This window comes from Mesorhizobium sp. M0174 (assembly GCF_040322275.1).
GTDB lineage: Bacteria > Pseudomonadota > Alphaproteobacteria > Rhizobiales > Rhizobiaceae > Mesorhizobium.
In genome coordinates, this window is the sequence record NZ_JAMYTB010000008.1 from 264,552 (window position 1) to 282,312 (window position 17,761).

General features: G+C 62.4%; 13 protein-coding genes and 1 pseudogene. 5 read left to right on the forward strand and 9 right to left on the reverse strand.

What is annotated here, in order from left to right:
• Nucleotides 1-96: 96 nt before the first annotated feature.
• Together NKJ13_RS19120 and NKJ13_RS19125 are read left to right on the forward strand one after the other, a co-directional pair.
• Complete coding sequence (locus tag NKJ13_RS19120) at nt 97-861, forward strand: arginyltransferase (protein WP_023717252.1); 765 nt, start codon at nt 97-99, stop codon at nt 859-861.
• Between the two features lie 122 nt (nt 862-983).
• Nucleotides 984-1,880: a DMT family transporter gene (locus tag NKJ13_RS19125; protein ID WP_352778004.1), complete on the forward strand. Its 897-nt coding sequence runs from the start codon at nt 984-986 to the stop codon at nt 1,878-1,880.
• Here the strand turns inward: NKJ13_RS19125 and NKJ13_RS19130 are convergent.
• Together NKJ13_RS19130 and parC are read right to left on the reverse strand one after the other, a co-directional pair.
• Nucleotides 1,868-3,088, reverse strand: a complete 1,221-nt coding sequence (locus NKJ13_RS19130) for an AI-2E family transporter (RefSeq protein WP_352506529.1) — start codon at nt 3,086-3,088, stop codon at nt 1,868-1,870. The two genes, NKJ13_RS19125 and NKJ13_RS19130, sit on opposite strands and share 13 nt — an antisense overlap.
• A gap of 279 nt (nt 3,089-3,367) precedes the next feature.
• A complete protein-coding gene (gene parC, locus NKJ13_RS19135) occupies nt 3,368-5,620 on the reverse strand; it encodes a DNA topoisomerase IV subunit A (protein WP_352738266.1) in 2,253 nt (750 codons plus the stop codon).
• A gap of 369 nt (nt 5,621-5,989) precedes the next feature.
• On the opposite strand from parC, the gene NKJ13_RS19140 reads away from it, so the two are divergent.
• The gene (locus tag NKJ13_RS19140) at nt 5,990-7,183 is read left to right on the forward strand and encodes an aq_1923 C-terminal domain (RefSeq protein WP_352738264.1); all 1,194 of its coding nucleotides are present in this window, start codon (nt 5,990-5,992) and stop codon (nt 7,181-7,183) included.
• A 76-nt stretch (nt 7,184-7,259) separates the two neighbouring features.
• On the opposite strand, the gene aspS is transcribed toward NKJ13_RS19140, so the two are convergent.
• The 4 genes and pseudogenes from aspS to NKJ13_RS19160 form a co-directional block, all read right to left on the reverse strand.
• Nucleotides 7,260-9,050, reverse strand: coding sequence for an aspartate--tRNA ligase (gene aspS, locus NKJ13_RS19145; RefSeq protein ID WP_352738320.1), 1,791 nt, complete (start codon nt 9,048-9,050; stop codon nt 7,260-7,262).
• Nucleotides 9,051-9,264: 214 nt separating this feature from the next.
• A pseudogene (locus NKJ13_RS19150) lies at nt 9,265-10,082 on the reverse strand (carbohydrate ABC transporter permease).
• 19 nt (nt 10,083-10,101) lie between these two features.
• Nucleotides 10,102-11,022: a carbohydrate ABC transporter permease gene (locus NKJ13_RS19155; RefSeq protein ID WP_352506571.1), complete on the reverse strand. Its 921-nt coding sequence runs from the start codon at nt 11,020-11,022 to the stop codon at nt 10,102-10,104.
• 20 nt (nt 11,023-11,042) lie between these two features.
• A complete protein-coding gene (locus NKJ13_RS19160) occupies nt 11,043-12,311 on the reverse strand; it encodes an ABC transporter substrate-binding protein (RefSeq protein ID WP_352506532.1) in 1,269 nt (422 codons plus the stop codon).
• Between the two features lie 257 nt (nt 12,312-12,568).
• Between NKJ13_RS19160 and NKJ13_RS19165 the strand changes: the two genes are divergently transcribed.
• Nucleotides 12,569-13,816 (forward strand): MFS transporter, encoded by a 1,248-nt coding sequence (locus tag NKJ13_RS19165; protein WP_352689404.1) that lies wholly within the window; start codon nt 12,569-12,571, stop codon nt 13,814-13,816.
• Nucleotides 13,817-13,889: 73 nt separating this feature from the next.
• Nucleotides 13,890-15,041, forward strand: coding sequence for a ribonuclease D (gene rnd, locus NKJ13_RS19170; RefSeq protein WP_352506534.1), 1,152 nt, complete (start codon nt 13,890-13,892; stop codon nt 15,039-15,041).
• Nucleotides 15,042-15,053: 12 nt separating this feature from the next.
• Here the strand turns inward: rnd and NKJ13_RS19175 are convergent, their stop codons facing one another.
• The 3 genes from NKJ13_RS19175 to guaB are packed head-to-tail and all read right to left on the reverse strand — an operon-like array spanning nt 15,054 to nt 17,575.
• On the reverse strand, nt 15,054-15,473 hold the full coding sequence (locus tag NKJ13_RS19175; protein ID WP_352738262.1) for an MAPEG family protein: 420 nt from the start codon (nt 15,471-15,473) through the stop codon (nt 15,054-15,056).
• A 28-nt stretch (nt 15,474-15,501) separates the two neighbouring features.
• Nucleotides 15,502-16,041 (reverse strand): hypothetical protein, encoded by a 540-nt coding sequence (locus tag NKJ13_RS19180; RefSeq protein WP_352738260.1) that lies wholly within the window; start codon nt 16,039-16,041, stop codon nt 15,502-15,504.
• A 31-nt stretch (nt 16,042-16,072) separates the two neighbouring features.
• Nucleotides 16,073-17,575 carry an IMP dehydrogenase gene (gene guaB, locus NKJ13_RS19185; protein WP_352458563.1) on the reverse strand — a complete coding sequence of 501 codons (1,503 nt, stop codon included), beginning with the start codon at nt 17,573-17,575 and terminating at the stop codon, nt 16,073-16,075.
• Nucleotides 17,576-17,761: the final 186 nt, after the last annotated feature.

Consider the following 17,761-nt stretch of genomic DNA (forward strand, 5'->3'; position numbering starts at 1 on the left):
GAAGACGTCCAATCAACCAGGCTTTCACAATCCTGTTGAATTTTTCGGCGTCCGCGCCAAAGGTAGAGCGATTCGCAGGAGTGTTTCCAAGGCTCGATGACGCAGCACCCGACCCAGTCGCCGCAGTTCTTTCTGACCGCGCCCTCGCCATGTCCCTATCTCGAGGGCCAGTTCGAGCGCAAGGTGTTCACACACCTGGTCGGCGACAAGGCCCCGGAAATGAACGATCTGTTGACGCAGGGTGGATTCAGGCGGTCGCAGAACATCGCCTACAGGCCGGCTTGCGAGACCTGCCGCGCCTGTGTGTCGGTACGCATCCTGGCGCAGGAATTCACCGCCAGCCGAAACATGAAACGGGTCATACAGCATAATTCGGATCTGGTCGGCGCCATGCACGACGCCGAGCCCTCCACCGAGCAGTATTCGCTGTTCCGCAGCTATCTCGACGCCCGCCACCGCCGTGGCGGCATGTCCGACATGACCGTGCTCGACTACGCCATGATGGTCGAGGATACCCATGTCGACACCAAGGTCATCGAATACCGTCGCCGCGGACCCGACAGCTTCATCACCGGCAAGGGCCAGGGCGAGTTGATCGCTGTGGCGCTCACCGACAAGATGGCCGATGGCCTGTCGATGGTCTATTCCTACTTCAACCCGGACTTCGAGGACCGCTCGCTCGGCACCTTCATGATCCTCGACCACATCGCCCGCGCCAGGGCGATGGGCCTGCCCCATGTCTACCTGGGTTACTGGGTCAACGGCTCGCGCAAGATGAATTATAAGATGCGCTTCCAGCCGCAGGAGCATCTCGGCCCGAAAGGTTGGGAACGCTACAATCACGAAGCGGTTTCGCGCTGATCTTCGCTTTCGGTATTCGCTCTTAAATTGTTTCGAGGAGGATGCCGCTGGGCTTCCGGCCGATCGGCTGGAAAACCGGGCGGGTCAATTTTGCGCCTCCAAGCCTACGCGAGAATTGCCGCATGTCTTCCCACAACGACCACCAGAGAGGCCTTCTGATCACCGCCATCGGCGGCCTGACGCTAACCGTCGACATTCCGCTGATCCGGCTCGCCGATGGCGAGGCATGGACGATCCTGCTGTTGCGCACCGGCACAACCTTCGTCGCCACGCTCATCATCTGGGCCGTCTGGCGCTCGCTGAGCGCAAAGGCGCCGCAGCTTATCCCGGGCTGGTCAGGGCTCAGCGTTGCCGCCCTCTACGGGCTCGGCTCAATCGCCTTCATCACCGGCGTCTACAGCACCTCGACCGCCAACCTCGTTTTCATCCTGGCGTTCACAACCATGTTCGCGGCCCTTTTGTCATGGCTGTTCCTGAAGGAGAGGCCACGGCCCCTGACGCTTGCAGCGCTGGCACTGATGATCGCCGGCGTGACGATCATTGTCGGCGATTCCGTTGGAACCGGACATCTCTTCGGCGACCTGATGGCGCTATGCTCGGCTTTCATGATCGCCGCGGCCATCACCATCTCGCGCGCAAGCGGCAAGGATATGGGTTTCACGGCGCTGATCGGAGTGGTCCTGCCGCTGGCCGTCGCCACCCTGATGGTTTCCAAGGTGGGTTTCCACGTCAACGCGCCGTGGTGGATCGTCTTCAACGGTGCCGTCATCATGCCGATCTCTTTCTTCTGCCTCGCCAACGGCCCGAAATACATCTCCGGGCCGGAAGTGGCGATGTTCTACCTGTTAGAAACCGTGCTGGCGCCGGTCTGGGTGTGGATGATCTTCGCCGAAGCACCGTCGCGCAACAGCCTGATCGGCGGCGCAATCCTCATCATGACCTTGATCGGCCATTCGCTCTGGCAGTTGCACGAGGGGCGCAAGCGCCGCGCCACGCTCGCCGTCAGTCACCCGGCCTGATTCTTTTTCGCGGCGGCACGTTCGGCGACAATTTCGATCTGCGGCGGCGCGTCATCGTGCTCCGCCGGTTCGGCGGCAGCGAGCTCATCGGTCAGTTCCACTTCGCGCAGCCATTCGCGCCAGATTGCGACCAGCAGGGCCATCAGCACCGGGCCTATGAACAGGCCGAGAAAACCCATCGTCTTGACGCCGCCGATCAGGCCGAAAAAGGTTGGCAGGAAGGGCAGCTTTATCGGCCCGCCGACCAGCTTTGGGCGCAATGTCTTGTCGACGACGAAGAGTTCGACCGCGCCCCAGACGAACAGTGCCAGCCCAGCCATCGGCGAGCCGCTGGCGGCGAGATAGATCGAGACCAGCGTGAAGGACAGGGGCGCGCCGCCGGGGATCAGCGCCATGATGCCGGTCAGCGCGCCGAGCGTCACCGGCGAAGGCACGCCGGCCAACCAGTAAGCGATGCCCAGCACCAGCCCTTCGCCGATGGCGATAACGGTCATGCCGGTCACCGTCGAGGAGATCGTCGCCGGCACCACGCGTGAGATCCGTTCCCATCTGGCCGGCAGGATGCGTTCGCCGAGGCGATCGACCTGTCCGGCGAAATGCTCGCCGTCACGATAGGCGAAGAACAGCGCGATCATCATGAACAGCAGCGTCAGCAAAAGGCCGAAGGCGCTGCCGCCCGCGGCAAGCACGCCGCGGTAGATGCTGCCGATATTGGCGCCGCTGATCAGCTGGATCAGTTCGCCGATACCGCCAGGGTGGCCAACGTTGACCGTCCATTGTTCATTGAGCCATTCGCCCACCACCGGCATGGTGGCAATCCAGTGCGGCGTCGGCGCACCGTAGCGGTTGGTCTCGATCGACCAGTTGACCCATTCGCGCACCTCATTGATGGCGTAGGTGCCGGCAAGCGCGATCGGCACCACCAGGAAGGTCAGGATGAACAAGATCGCAAGCGTCGCCGCGATGGTGCGGTTGCCGCCGACGCCGGCGAGCAGCCGTCGGTAGAGCGGCCAGCTGGCGAAGGCGATCACCAGGGCGGCAAGGACCGGAAACAGGAAGCCGTGGAAGAAGTAAACGCCAGCGGCAACGATCAGCACCAGGAGCCAGCGCGCCGCCGACAGCGGCGGAATGACAGCGGCCCTGAGCGGCGTCGACAGGCCAAACAGGCGCTGCTGCCGCTCCGGCTTCTGTATCCTGACTTCCTTCAAGCGCCCAATTCTCCCTGGCCCATAGCGTCGCTTATGCACTGATATAGTGCAGCAATCGTGACGACATTCCAAATGTTTGGGTAGAGCTGCTAATCTCCCCGCTTGAGGAGGAGATGGCCGGCAGGCCAGGGGGGTCGCCGAGCGTGAGACGCCAGCCTCCTCTGTCTGCGATACGTGAGGCGCCAGTCCCCTCCGTCTGCGATAAGGGTCGTGTCTGGACGTTCCGACCCCCTCTGTCGCCTTCGGCGACATCTCCCCCTCAAGGGGGGAGATACCGCTTCACCCGAACTTCCCCGTGCGCGGGAACCCCTTCGGCACCATGCGGCCGGCCGAGGCGCGGGCGCCAATCCATTCGGCAAGCTCGTCACGCGATTTGGTAAAGGTGCGGTCTGCCGAATCCTGCCAGGACAGGCCGCTTGCGAGCGTGAAGGTCTTGAGGTCGAGGACGCCGCCATCCTTGTACTTCTGCAGGCGCACGCCCTTGCCGCGCCCCATCTCCGGGATCTCGGCCAGCGGGAACACCAGCATCTTGCGGTTCTCGCCGACGATGGCGAGATGGTCGCCGGCGACGCTCACGCAGCGCTGGGCCTCGTCGGGCGCCTTGACGTTCATCACCTGCTTGCCCTTGCGGGTGTTGGCGACGACCTCTTCTTCCGGCACGATGAAACCGTTGCCGTCATGCGACACCAGCAGCAGCTTGCGCTGGGGATCGTGGACGAAGGCGGTGACGATATCCTGGTCGTTGTCCATGTCGACGATGATGCGGATCGGCTCGCCATGGCCACGCCCGCCGGGCAGCCGGTCGGCGCCGATCGTGTAGAACTTGCCGCCGGTGGTGAAGACCAGCACCTTGTCGGTGGTCTGGGCATGGAAGGCGAGCTTGAGGCTGTCGCCTTCCTTGAAGGTCAGGGCCGAATGGTCGGTCAGATGACCTTTCATGGCCCTCAGCCAGCCCTTTTCCGAAACGACCACAGTGACCGGCTCGCGCTCGATCATGGCGTGGGCGATATCGGTCAGGTCATGCTCGGGTGCGTCGGCGAACTCGGTGCGGCGCTTGCCGATGTCGGTGTCGGGCCCGTATTTCTGGCGAACGTTGGCGACTTCCCACTTGATCGTCGCCCACTGCTTGGCGTCGGACGCAAGCAGTGCCTCGATCTGCTTCTTCTCGCCGGTCAGGCCATTGAATTCCTCGCGGATTTCGAATTCCTCGAGCTTGCGCAGCGCCCTCAGCCGCATGTTGAGGATGGCTTCTGCCTGGGTGTCGGTCAGCGACCAGCGCGCCATCATCACTTGCTTGGGCTCGTCCTCCTCGCGGATGATCCTGATCACCTCGTCGATGTTGAGGTAGGCAATCAAATAGCCGGCGAGGATCTCCAGCCGCCTCTCGATCTCGCCGAGGCGGTGCTTGGAGCGGCGGATCAAGACGTCGCGGCGGTGCTCAAGCCATTCCTTGAGCACACCTTTCAGCGACAGCACGTTCGGCACCTTGCCGCGCGACAACACGTTCATGTTGAGCGGAAAGCGGCTTTCGAGCTCGGTCAGCTTGAACAGCGATTCCATCATGATGCCGGGATCGACCGAGCGGCTCTTCGGCACCAGCACGACGCGGATGTCCTCGGCGCTCTCGTCGCGGATATCCTCGAGCAGCGGCAGCTTGCGTGCCATCAAGAGCTCGGCGATCTTTTCGATCAGCCTGGCCTTCTGGACGCCATAGGGAATTTCGGTGACGACAATGTTCCAGGTGCCCCTGCCCTGATCCTCCTGGCTCCATTTCGCTCTGACGCGAAAGCCGCCGCGACCCGTTTCGTAGGCTTCGAGGATCGAGGCTCGGCTGTCGACGATGATGCCGCCGGTCGGGAAATCCGGCCCTTGGACGAAGTCCATCAGCTTGGTGACGGGCGCATCCGGATGATCGATCAGGTGAAGCGCGGCGTCGCAAAGCTCGGCCGCATTGTGTGGCGGGATCGAGGTCGCCATGCCGACGGCGATGCCGGACGAGCCGTTGGCGAGCAGATTCGGGAAGGCGCCGGGCAGCACCGCCGGCTCCTCGTCTTCCTCGTTGTAGGTCGGGCGGAAATCGACCGCGTCCTCGGTGATGCCTTCCAAAAGCAGCGTCGACACTTCGGTCATGCGCGCTTCGGTGTAGCGCATGGCGGCGGCGTTATCGCCGTCGATATTGCCAAAATTACCCTGCCCGTCGACCAGCGGGTAGCGCATCGAAAAATCCTGCGCCAACCGCACCAACGCGTCGTAGATCGACTGGTCGCCATGCGGATGGAATTTGCCCATCACCTCGCCGACGATGCGGGCGCATTTGGCAAAACCCTGGTCGGGGTTGAGCCGCAACAAGCGCATAGCATGCATGATGCGACGATGCACCGGCTTCAATCCGTCGCGCACGTCCGGCAGCGCCCGGTGCATGATGGTCGACAGCGCATAGGCGAGATAGCGCTCTTCTAGCGCCTTCTTCAGATCGACGGGCTCGATATTGTCGCCGCCGCCACTCTCGGGCGGCAAAAGCCTTTTTCCCATGGGCTGCCACTAGCCGAGCGGGTGATTCGCGGCAAGAGGCACCGGTATGCCTCCTCCTAAAGTGCGTCGCGTTCGACCGGCCTCATGCGACGCTTTAGGTCCTTGTTTTGATGCATGTCGTCATCGCAAAACCGCAGCACACTTTGCGCGATGTCCATTATGCAACAGGAATTGGAAGCGTCGCGACGCCGGCCAACATTAACCCGTTACATCCTGCTTCTATCGCAAGCCTGATGGATCGGGTTTGCCTTTGGCCGCGATTTTCCATCATTGTGCCGAGGCCCGCCTTTTTCCGGTCCAGTTCGTCGCCGAATGGTGACGACGCGACGATTTGAAAAGAATTTCAGGACACTCTCAGGGGAGCTCTCGATGACGATCAGACACTCGACACTTATTAAAAGACTGGCTTTTTCGACCTTTTTGCTGACGCTGCCGCTGAATGCGGCATTCGCGCAGGATACCGCAGTCGCCGACCGGCTGAAGGCTGCCCTCGCCGCCCAGGGCGTCGATCTCTCCTGGACCGGAGTAACCGGCGACACCTCCAGCATGGTTCTGCAAGGCGTGGCGGTCAAACCGGCGGCCGAAAAGGAGGCGCTCAAGATCGGCGACGTCAAGCTCGAAGGGGTGACCGAAGCCAATGGTGGCTATCAAATCGCGACCGTGTCGACGTCGCCGTTCGAACATAGCGAGGATGGCGTCACGCTCAATCTCAGCCCCTTCGTCATCCACGACATGACGGTTCCGGCCGAAGGCGCAAGCGGCCCGCTGGGCTCGCTGATGATTTACAAATCGGCCGAGCTCGACAACATGACCGTCAAGGTGGCCGACAAGACCGCTTTCTCGATGGACGGGCTTGCCATCGCAATCACGCCGCCGGCCGACGGCAAGGCCATGGCGTTTTCCGGCACCACGGAAAAATTCACTGCCGACCTGACACTGGTCGAAGATCCGAAGTCCAAGGAAGTCATCAACGCGCTCGGCTACCAGAACATAACAGGCAATCTTGCGATGGAAGGCACCTGGCAGCCTACCGACGGCAGGATGGACTTGTCGAAATACGAAATATCGGTCGACAATGCCGGCACGCTCGGCATGACCTTCGATCTCGGCGGCTACACGCTGGACGTCATCAAATCACTGCAGGAGATGCAGAAGAAGATGGCGGCGCAGCCCGAAGGCGCCGACAATTCGGCGCAAGGCATGGCCATGCTCGGGCTGCTGCAGCAGCTTTCGTTCAACAGCGCCTCGATCCGCTTCGACGACGATTCGCTGACCAAAAAGGTGCTCGATTATGCCGGCAAGCAGCAAGGCATGTCCGGCAAGGACATTGCCAACCAGGCCAAGGCGATCGTGCCCTTCGGCATGGCGCAGCTCAACAATCCGGAACTGACGGCGCAGGTTTCGGCCGCGGTCAACAAGTTCCTCGACGATCCGCAAAGCATCGAGGTCTCGGCCGAGCCGCCGGCCGCGGTGCCGTTCGCGCTGATCATGGCGGGCGCCATGTCCAACCCGCTCGACCTGCCGAAAACGCTCGGCGTGACGGTTACGGCAAACGAAGACTGACCGAGATCCCAAAGCAAAAGCCCGGCAGCGATGCCGGGCTTTTTTATGAATCAGCAGCATCGGTTCGGAGCGTTTTCTAAACCTCTTTCTTCGTCGCCACGACGCGCAGCGACAATTCGCGAAGCTGCTGCGGGCTGGCCTCCGACGGCGCGTTCATCAACAGGTCGTAGGCCTGCTGGTTCATCGGGAACATCGTCACTTCACGCAGGTTCCTCGCGCCGACCAGAAGCATGACGACGCGGTCGATACCGGCCGCCATGCCGCCATGCGGCGGCGCGCCATACTGGAAGGCGCGGTAGAGGCCACCGAAACGCTCCTCGACCGTCTCGCGGTCCAGCCCGACCGTCTCGAACGCCTTGACCATGGTTTCGGGCAGATGGTTGCGGATGCCGCCTGAGGCGATCTCGAAACCATTGCAGACCATGTCGTACTGGAACGCCTTGATGCCGAGCAGATCCTCGCCGTTAAGCGCATCGATGCCACCTTGCGGCATCGAGAACGGATTGTGCGCGAAGTCGATCTTCTTCTCCTCCTCGTTCCATTCGAAGAACGGGAAGTCGACGATCCAGCACAATTCGAAGCGGTCGCGGTCGACAAGATTGAGCTCCTCGCCGGCGCGGGTGCGCGCCGCTCCCGCGAAGGAGACGAACTTCTTCGGATCGCCGGCGACGAAGAAGGCGGCATCGCCATCGGCAAGGCCGAGTTGTTCTCGGATCGCCTCGGTGCGCTCCTCGCCGATGTTCTTGGCCAGCGGCCCGGCGCCTTCGAGCTTCTCGCCCTCCTTGCGCCAGAAGATGTAGCCGAGGCCGGGCTGGCCCTCGCCTTGCGCCCATGAGTTCATGCGGTCGCAAAAGGCGCGAGACCCGCCGGTCTTGGCCGGAATGGCCCAGACCTCGGCCTTCGGATCGTTGGCAAGGATGTTGGCAAATACCTTGAAGCCGGAATCGCGAAAATGATCCGAGACGGCCTGCATCTCGATCGGGTTGCGCAGGTCCGGCTTGTCGGTGCCGTATTTGCGCATGGCGACATCATAGGCGATGCGCGGAAACTTCTCCGTCACCGGCTTGCCGGCGGCAAAGGTCTCGAACACCCCCCGCATTACCGGCTCCATGGTGGTAAACACATCCTCCTGCTCGACGAAGCTCATCTCCACGTCGAGCTGGTAGAATTCACCCGGCAGACGGTCGGCGCGCGGGTCCTCGTCACGGAAGCACGGCGCAATCTGGAAGTAGCGGTCGAAGCCGGACACCATGATCAGCTGCTTGTACTGCTGCGGCGCCTGCGGCAGCGCATAGAAAGTGCCGGGGTGGATGCGCGACGGCACCAGGAAGTCGCGCGCGCCTTCCGGCGATGAGGCGGTCAGGATCGGCGTCGAGAATTCGGTGAAGCCGACCTCGCCCATCAGCTTGCGCATCTCGGCGATGATTTTCGTCCGCGCCACGATGTTCTTGTGCAGCGTGTCGCGGCGCAGGTCGAGGAAGCGGTATTTGAGGCGGATGTCCTCCGGATAGTCCGGCTCGCCGAAGACCGGCAGCGGCAATTCCCTGGCGGCCGACAGCACTTCGATCTCGCGCGCGAAAATCTCGATCTCGCCGGTCGGCAAATTGGGGTTCACGGTGTCGGCGAGGCGCGCCTTGACCTCGCCGTCGACGCGGACGACCCATTCGCCACGCAAGGTCTCCGCGATCTTGAAGGCAGGCGAATCCGGATCGGCGACGATCTGGGTCAGACCGTAATGGTCGCGCAAATCGATGAACAGCAGGCCGCCATGGTCGCGCACGCGATGCACCCAACCCGACAGGCGAACGGTCGAGCCGACGTCGGCCTTCCTCAATTGGGCACAGGTATGGCTGCGGTAACGATGCATTGTCATTCTTAAGGTCCGGATGTTGGGTTGCGGCCAAGGCATGATGGCCCAGCCTGAAAATTTGCGCGAAAAGCACATGAGAGGGTGCATTTGTCAAGGCAAGCGGCGGCTGGGTCGAGTTCGCGTTCTTCCCGCCCCTATCCCACCGGCATCAATTTATGCCAGAGGCGTCAATCTGAGTTCGCTGCTCTGTGCCGGCAGTTCAACTATGCACTCATCCCTTCACCCCGCCCGCCGTGAGGCCGGAGACGATCTTGCGCTGGAAGATGAGAACGAGGACGACAAGCGGCACGGTGACGATCACCGATGCGGCCATGATGTTGCCCCACGGGATCTCGAACTGCGAGCTGCCGGAGAGCAGCGCTATCGCGACCGGCACGGTTCGCTGCTCGTTGCTGGAGGTAAACGTCAGGGCGAACAGGAACTCGTTCCAAGCACCGATGAAGGCGAGAAGCCCGGTGGTCGCCAGCGCCGGCCACATCAGCGGCAGGAAGACGCGGCCGATGATGATCCAGGGCGTGGCGCCATCGAGGATCGCCGCTTCCTCCAGTTCGATCGGCAGGTCGCGAACGAAGGCGGTGAGCACCCAGACGGTGAACGGCAAGGTGAAGATCATGTAGGACAAGATCAGCGCGAACGGCGAATTGTAGAGGCCGAAGATGCGGATTAGCTCGAAAAGCCCGGCAAGCACCGCCAATTGCGGGAACATCGAGACGGACAGGATGATGAGGAGCAGTGCCGAACGGCCTCTGAAGCGGATGCGCGCCAGCGCATAGGCAGCGGTGATGCCGAGGAACAGCGAAATGAAGACGACGGCGCTCGAGATGAACAGCGAGTTCACGAGATTGCGCAAAAAGGTCCCCACACGGTCCTGTAGTTGCTAAAGGTAATCGCCGTCGGCCAATAGTCGATCTGGAAGAGCGCCGTCCCCGATTTCAGGCTGGTGATGATGGCGTAGTAGAACGGGAACACCGCGACAACAACGATAACGGCGACGAGGAGGTAGAAAGCCGTGCGCTTGACGATCCACATGGTCAGTGCTCCCACATGATCAATAGTCCTTGTCCAGTCTTATCCGGCCGAGCCAAAGAACGAGCATGGTCAGTAGGGCGAGGATAAGGAAGAGCAACGTCGAGGCGGCGGAACCGGAAGCGAATTTGTCGAACTCAAACAGGCTCTCGCGGGCAAACACCGACATCGACTTGGTGTGTATGTTGTTTGGCGTAAGCACGTAGATCAGATCGAAGATGCGCAGGGCATCGAGACCGCGAAAGATCATGGCCACCATCAACGCCGGTCGGACGAGCGGCAAGGTGATCTTCCAGAAAACTCTCCACGCGCCGACGCCGTCGAGCTTGGCGACCTCGTAGATTTCTTGTGGAAGCATCTGCAGGCCGGCGAGAATGAGAAGCGCCATGAACGGGGTCGCTTTCCAGATATCGACAACGAGGACGGCGACCATCGCCGTGTCGGCGCTGGCGGTCCAGGCGATTTTTGTACTGATCAGGCCGAGCTTGAGCAGGACGTCGTTGATGATGCCGAACTGGTCGTTGAGCATCCACTGCCACATTTTCGCCGAGACGATCGTCGGGATGGCCCAAGGGATTAGAATCGCGGCGCGCACGATGCCGCGGCCGCGAAACCTCGTGTTGAGCACCAGCGCGACGATCATGCCGAGCACCGTCTCGCAGGTCACCGAAATCACCGCGAAGCGCACGGTGTTCCAGACGGCGCGCCACCAGACCGGATCGGCGAGCAGCCCGTCGTAGATGACGCGGCCGCTCGGCATTTGCACGACGGAGAAATAGTTGGCGAAACCAACCCAGCGGCGGGCTTCGAGGTCGGCGAGCGAGGCATCGGTGAAGCCGAAATAGATCGTGCGCATCAACGGCCAGCCGGCAACGGCGGCGAGCACGATGAGCGTCGGGGCAAGCAGCAGCCATGCCGAGCGCGCACGCTGACGCGCCAGCATCGAGCCTGAGCGCGGCGAGGTCACCAGGCGGTGCCTTTGAGCCTGGTCAAGGAGAACTCCACATCGGCAAGGTTGTCGGCGGCCGTGCCCTCGCCGGAAATGGTGTTGTGGACGGCGGTCCAGAACTCGCTCGATGCCTCATTGTACCTGCTCTTGGCTTGGGCCGAGGGACGCGGCACCGCGTTGAGGACGACTTCCTTCCAGCGCGGAATCACCGGCTGGGCGCTGGCGATGTCGGCATCGTCATAGAGTGCCTGGATGGTCGGCAGATATGCCCCCTTCAAGGCGCGGTACTTCTGCATCTGCGGCGAGGCGATCCATCTGACCAGATCGATCGCTGCATCCGGGTTCTTCGAATATCTGGAAACCGCGAGATTCCAGCCGCCAAGCGTTGCTGCCGGGCGGGCGCCCTCGCCCGACCCCGGCGGCAGCGTGGTCACCTCGAACTTGCCTTTGATGGGGGAGCTTTCGCTGTTGCCAAGCGCGTAGGCATAGGGCCAGTTGCGCATGAAGACGGCGTTGCCGGTCTGCCAGACTCCGCGCGACTCTTCTTCCTGATAGGCCAGAACGCCGGGCGGCGAGATGGTTCCCACCCAGCTCCTCGCCATTTCCAGCGCCGCAACTGCTTGCGGATTGTTGATGGAGATCGTGCCGTCCGGCTCGATAATCTGGCCGCCGCCGTTCGACTTCACCCATTCGAGTGCATCGCAGGTCAGCCCCTCATAGGCGTTGCCCTGGAAAACGAAACCCCACATGTCCTTGTTGCCGGCCGCGCGCTCCTTGTCCATGACAAGCTTGGCGGTATCGGCAAGTTCAGCCCAGTTGGCCGGGACCCTGGCGCCGTATTTGTCGAGGAGATCCTTGCGGTAGTAGAGCGCCGGAGCGTCGGTGAATATCGGCAAGGCGACCAGCTTGCCGTCCACGGTCTGCGATTTGATGATCGATGGGAAATGGGTGCCAACGACATCCTTGGTCGCTTCGGTCAGGTCGATGAACTGCCTTGCAAGCTGGGGGGCCCAGATGATGTCCGTTTGATAGACGTCGACGTCGCTGCTTCCGGCGGCGAGCCAGAGCCGGTATTGGCCAAACTGGTCCGTCGCCGAGGGAGGCAGCGGAACGACGCTAACCTTATTGCCGGTCTTCTTCTCGTATTGATCGAGGATCTCGCGAAGGATTCTCTGGCCGTTGCCGGTATCGCCGGATACCATGGCGAGGTCGACAGCCCGCGCCGGCCCGGCCGCCAGAACTGCGGCCATGGCAAATGCCGCAAATGCGGGATGAAATTTCATGACGGCGGACCTCCCTTTGGAGCTTCAGGCCGGGCAGCAGAAACCACATCGATGCCCAACACCGTCTCCGCACACCGCCAGCTCACAAGACGCGTATTCGCCCCACCAGCACTGAACTACAAAGATACGCCTTGGTTCCAACACGGAGGGTCCGGCGCCACGCGGCAGCCCCCCGCTGGCCCCAACGCCGCCGGGAATTGCCGCTGGTATTGGCGAAGGCGATGGTTCAAGAAGGGATCAACGACAGGCTTTCCTTCATGTCTTCCATCCGCCCGCTGATCCCCCTCCTGATCGCCGCCGGCATCCTGCTCGGCGGCAACGGCCTGCAGAGCACGTTGATTGCGCTGCGTGGTGCGCAGGAGGGTTTTCCCGCTTCGTCGATCGGCTTGATGGGCACGTTCTATTTCGCCGGCTTTTTGCTCGGCTGCCTTGCCGTGACGCGCATCATGAAGTCCGTCGGCCATGTGCGCGCCTTTTCGGCACTGGCGGCGATCGCCTCGGCGGGGACGCTGCTTCTGGTGCTTGTCATCGATCCGGTGATGTGGTGCGCCGTGCGCTTTGCCGGCGGGTTCTGCTTCGCCGGCTTGTTCACAATAATGGAAGCCTGGCTGAATTCCGGCGTCACCAACACCGACCGGGCGCGGGTGCTTGCCATCTACCGGATGGTCGACATCGGCTCGGTGACGGGCGCCCAGTTCCTGATCCCGATCTTCGGCGCCGGCGGCTTTGCCATCTTCGCCATCATGTCGATGATGATCACCGTTTCGCTGGTGCCGGTGTCGCTCGGCGACCGCTCCAATCCGACGCCGCCGGACGACGTCAAGCTCGATTTGGCGCGCGTCTGGCGGATCTCGCCGCTCGGCTGCTTCGGCTGTATCGCCGTCGGCGTCACAAACAGCGCCTTCCGCACCCTGTCGCCGGTCTATGCCGAGCAGATCGGCATGTCGGTCGCCGACGTCGTCACCTTCGTCAGCGTCGGCATTTTCGGCGGCGCTATAATCCAATACCCGCTCGGCTATCTCTCCGACCGCTGGGACCGGCGCTCGGTGCTGCTGATGACGACGTGCTGTGCGATGGTGGCGGCACTGGCCCTGGCATTCGTGGCAGGCGGCAGCCCGTTCCTCAACTTCCTGCTCGTCTTCATCTTCGGCTGCTTCGCCATGCCGCTCTATTCGCTGTCGGCGGCGCATTCCAACGACCGCGCCGACAAGGGCGAGTTCGTGCTGATCAACGCTGCCTTGATGCTGTTTTATTCCTTCGGCGCCATCGGCGGGCCGTTTGCAGCCTCGACGGTGATGCAATTTTTCGGGCCGAGCGCGCTGTTCGTGTTCAGCGCCACCGTCTATGCGATCTTCGTGGCCGTCATCCTTTACCGGATGCAGGCGCGCTCCGCCGTGCCGGCCACCCATCGCAGCCGTTTTACGGCGCTGTTGCGCACGTCTACGGTTTTTGCCCGGTTGGCGAAGCGGAATGCCGATCCCGATGAACCCGCAAAGCCTGGATAGAGGTGCTTGCGCTTGACGAAAGCGCGCGCGGCTGAAATTGAAAGAGACCCTATCCCTTGCCAAAAGCGATTTGATGCACGTCATCACCACTCAGAAAGAACTCGAGACCGTTATTGCCGCTTTCGAAAAGGCGGAATTCGTCACCGTCGATACCGAATTCATTCGCGAAACGACCTTCTGGCCGATCCTGTGCCTGATCCAGATGGCAGCGCCCGGGGTGACGGCGCTGATTGATCCGCTGTCGCCCGACATCGACCTGAAACCGTTCTTCAGGCTGATGGCCAACGAGGCGATCGTCAAAGTCTTCCACGCGGCGCGGCAGGACATCGAAATCATCGTGCATCTCGGCGATCTTGTGCCGCATCCGGTGTTCGACACCCAGGTCGCGGCAATGGTCTGCGGCTTCGGCGACAGCGTTTCCTACGACCAGCTGGTGCAGCGCATCACCGGCGCGCGGCTCGACAAGTCCTCGCGCTTCACCGATTGGCGCCACCGTCCGCTGTCCGAAAAGCAGCTCGACTACGCGCTCGCCGACGTCACCCACCTGATCGAGGTCTACAAGCATCTCAGCGCCGAGCTGGTGCGGGAAAACCGCGCCCACTGGCTGAACGAGGAGATGGACGTGCTAACCTCGCGCGAGACCTACGATCCGCATCCCGAGGATGCCTGGAAGCGGCTCAAGATGCGGCTGCGCAAGCCGCAGGAACTGGCGATCGTGCAGGCGGTGGCCGCCTGGCGCGAACGCGAAGCGCGCGAGCGCGACGTGCCGCGCGGCCGGGTGCTCAAGGACGATGCGATTTATGAAGTGGCGCAGCAGGCGCCGCGCGACGCTGCGGCGCTGAGCAAGCTGCGTACCACGCCGAAGGGCTGGGAGCGCTCGTCGACGGCGACGGCACTGCTAGGCGCGGTAAACGCTGCCCTTGCCCTGCCCAGGGAAGAGATGCCGAAGCTGCCGAAGAGCTTCCAGCCGCCGGAGGGGTCGAGCGCCGCTGCGGAGTTGCTGAAGGTGCTGCTGCGGATCGTCGCCGAAAAGGAGGGCGTCGCATCCAAGGTACTCGCCTCCAGTGACGACATCGACCGCATCGCTGCCGAGGGCGAGGAAGCCGACGTGCCGGCATTGCAAGGCTGGCGGCGTGCCGTCTTCGGCGAGGCCGCGCTCAAGCTGGTGCGCGGCGAACTCGCCATCAGGTTCGACAAGCGCAAGATCGCGGTGTTCGATTTGTAGCCTTGAGCTTGCTCAGACTAAGCCGAGCAGATGCAGCGCCAGCCATATCCAGCCAAGTGCGAGAACGACCGCGCCCAGGTAGAATGCCCTGCTGCGCAGGATTAGCCGATTGCTGGTCAAGTGGACCGATGCGTGAAGATAGCGGGAGACGACAAAGATCCACATCAGTGCCAAAGTCAGATAATTGACGCCATTGGTCACGTGCAGCGTCAAGCATAAGACGTAGAAAAGCACCGGCAGTTCGAACTGGTTGCTCAGATGGTTGGCGACGGTGATACTGGACCCAGGCTCCGTCGAGCGCGTCTTGAACTGGCGGGTCTTGGCTTCGCCCGATCTGACCGCGCCATGGCGGCGCCGGCCCATTACGACATAGACGATATAGACCAGCAGCACCTGCGCCAGCATCGGCCAGAAGATCGCGGTCTGGTTCAAGACGCCCCCTGTCGTTGTCACCCAGCCTTCAAGGCCGTTTCTGAGCCATCAGAATGAAAGCCGCAATGACGGTCACTGGTATCGCCAGCAGGGCGAATTTGGTGACGATCAGCGCCGAGGCGAAGGATAGCGAATCCGGATTGGCCGACAGAAAATCGGACAAAAGACGAGCCACGGCGATGTTCTGGGCATAGTCGGCAAGCGTGTACGGCAGCACCAGCACAGCTGCAAATGCCGCCTGCGTTTGCGCAGGCAGTGCATGGAAATTCTTCAGCCGCCGGCCCGTGGCCAGGATCAGGCTGACCATCGTCAGCGACAGCAGCGCCGGAAACAGCAGGTCGAAGGTCAGGTAATGCCAGACGAGGATAATCTCGCTGCCGCGCCGGCCGAGAGCCGTTAGCCAGGCCATGCCCTCATCCGGAGTGAAACCGGCATAGCGCATGTCGAGCGACGGCAGACCGCCGCTCAATCGGCGAAAATAGAGGAACTCCATCGCCGTCATGATGATGAAAACCGCCACTGTGGCGACACAGAGTGCGGCCGCGTGGCGCGACAGCCGCAGGATCATTGCCGCCAGATTGCGCCAAGACGCATGACGGTCAGGCTCCGCCAGGATAATTCGGGCTTTCGCGGGTAATCGTGACGTCATGGGCGTGGCTTTCACGAAGTCCGGCATTGGATATCCGCACAAAAGTGGCGCGCTCGCGGAAATCGGCAAGGTCGCGGCCACCGACATAACCCATAGCGGCTTTCAGGCCGCCTGCAAGCTGGTGCAGCACGCCAGACACAGGTCCTTTGTACGGCACCTGCCCTTCGATGCCTTCCGGGACCAGTTTCAGCGTGTCGCGCACCTCGGCCTGGAAATAACGATCGGCGGAGCCGCGCGCCATCGCGCCGACCGAACCCATGCCGCGATAGGCTTTGAAGGAGCGGCCCTGATGCAGATAGACCTCGCCCGGGCTCTCGTCGGTGCCGGCCAGCAGCGAGCCAATCATCGCCGCGCTGGCCCCGGCGGCCAGCGCCTTGGCGAGATCGCCCGAATATTTGATGCCGCCATCGGCAATAACCGAAACGCCCGATTTCTGCGCCGTCTCGACTGCCGACATGATTGCCGAGAGCTGCGGCACGCCGACGCCGGCGACGATGCGGGTGGTGCAGATGGAGCCTGGTCCGATGCCGACCTTGACCGCGTCGGCGCCGGCATCGATCAGCGCCAAGGTGCCTTCCGCGGTGGCGACGTTGCCGGCCAGGATGCGAACCGAGTTGGACAGCTTCTTGGCCCGCGTCACGGCATCCAGAACGCGCTGCGAATGACCGTGCGCGGTGTCGATCACCAGAAGGTCGACGCCGGCGTCGATGAGGCGCTCGGCCCGTTCGAAACCGTCATCGCCGACGCTGGTGGCGGCGGCGGCGCGCAAGCGCCCCTGCGCGTCCTTGGTGGCGTGCGGGTTGAGCTGCGACTTCTCGATGTCCTTGACCGTGATCAGCCCGACGCAATTGCCGTCCCGATCGACCACAACAAGCTTCTCGATGCGGTGCTGATGGAGCAGCCGCTTGGCCTCGTCCTGATCGACGTTCTCCTTGACCGTGATCAGGTTCTCGCGGGTCATCAGCTCATAGACCTTTTGCGCCGGATCGGACGCGAAGCGGACGTCGCGGTTGGTCAGGATGCCGACGAGCCGGCCGACCGTGTGGCCGCCGGTGCCGCCGTTCTCGACCACCGGAATGCCCGAAATGCTGTAGGTGCGCATCAGACCCAGCGCATCGGCAAGCGTCGCCTCGGGACCGATGGTGACCGGGTTGACCACCATGCCGGACTCGAACTTCTTCACCTGCCGCACCTGTTCGGCCTGTTCGGCCGGCGAGAAATTGCGGTGGATGACGCCAATGCCGCCGGCCTGGGCCATGGCGATGGCTAGCCGCGCCTCTGTGACCGTGTCCATGGCGGCCGACAGGATCGGCACGTTGAGGTCGATGTCGCCGGCGATGCGGGTGCGGATGTCGGTCTCGCCGGGCATGACCTCGGAATGACCCGGCTGCAGCAGCACGTCGTCAAAGGTCAGCGCCAATGCGCCGGTGGACGTCTCGATGATTTTTGCCATGGCCAGCCCTCGGAATGCAGGAAAGGCGCTCGCCCTGGATGGACAGCGCCGACTCGTCTTCTTCCCTTTCAGGATTGGCGCTGGCTCGTAACACGTCCCGTGGCCGTTGAAAAGCCGATGGTTGTGTAGTGGCGAAGCTGCATTTTGCCCCAGGGGCTGCGAGACTTGCGGTCGCACAAACGTGAC

Bases quoted from the DNA above. Each gene is read 5' to 3' on its own strand.
- NKJ13_RS19180 (WP_352738260.1), bottom strand. From the start codon at position 16,041: ATGATCCTGCGGCTGTCGCGCCACGCGGCCGCACTCTGTGTCGCCACA.
- aspS (WP_352738320.1), bottom strand. From the start codon at position 9,050: ATGCATCGTTACCGCAGCCATACCTGTGCCCAATTGAGGAAGGCCGAC.
- NKJ13_RS19125 (WP_352778004.1), top strand. From the start codon at position 984: ATGTCTTCCCACAACGACCACCAGAGAGGCCTTCTGATCACCGCCATC.
- NKJ13_RS19155 (WP_352506571.1), bottom strand. From the start codon at position 11,022: ATGCTGGCGCGTCAGCGTGCGCGCTCGGCATGGCTGCTGCTTGCCCCG.
- parC (WP_352738266.1), bottom strand. From the start codon at position 5,620: ATGGGAAAAAGGCTTTTGCCGCCCGAGAGTGGCGGCGGCGACAATATC.
- NKJ13_RS19165 (WP_352689404.1), top strand. From the start codon at position 12,569: ATGTCTTCCATCCGCCCGCTGATCCCCCTCCTGATCGCCGCCGGCATC.
- rnd (WP_352506534.1), top strand. From the start codon at position 13,890: ATGCACGTCATCACCACTCAGAAAGAACTCGAGACCGTTATTGCCGCT.
- guaB (WP_352458563.1), bottom strand. From the start codon at position 17,575: ATGGCAAAAATCATCGAGACGTCCACCGGCGCATTGGCGCTGACCTTT.
- NKJ13_RS19140 (WP_352738264.1), top strand. From the start codon at position 5,990: ATGACGATCAGACACTCGACACTTATTAAAAGACTGGCTTTTTCGACC.
- NKJ13_RS19160 (WP_352506532.1), bottom strand. From the start codon at position 12,311: ATGAAATTTCATCCCGCATTTGCGGCATTTGCCATGGCCGCAGTTCTG.
- NKJ13_RS19120 (WP_023717252.1), top strand. From the start codon at position 97: ATGACGCAGCACCCGACCCAGTCGCCGCAGTTCTTTCTGACCGCGCCC.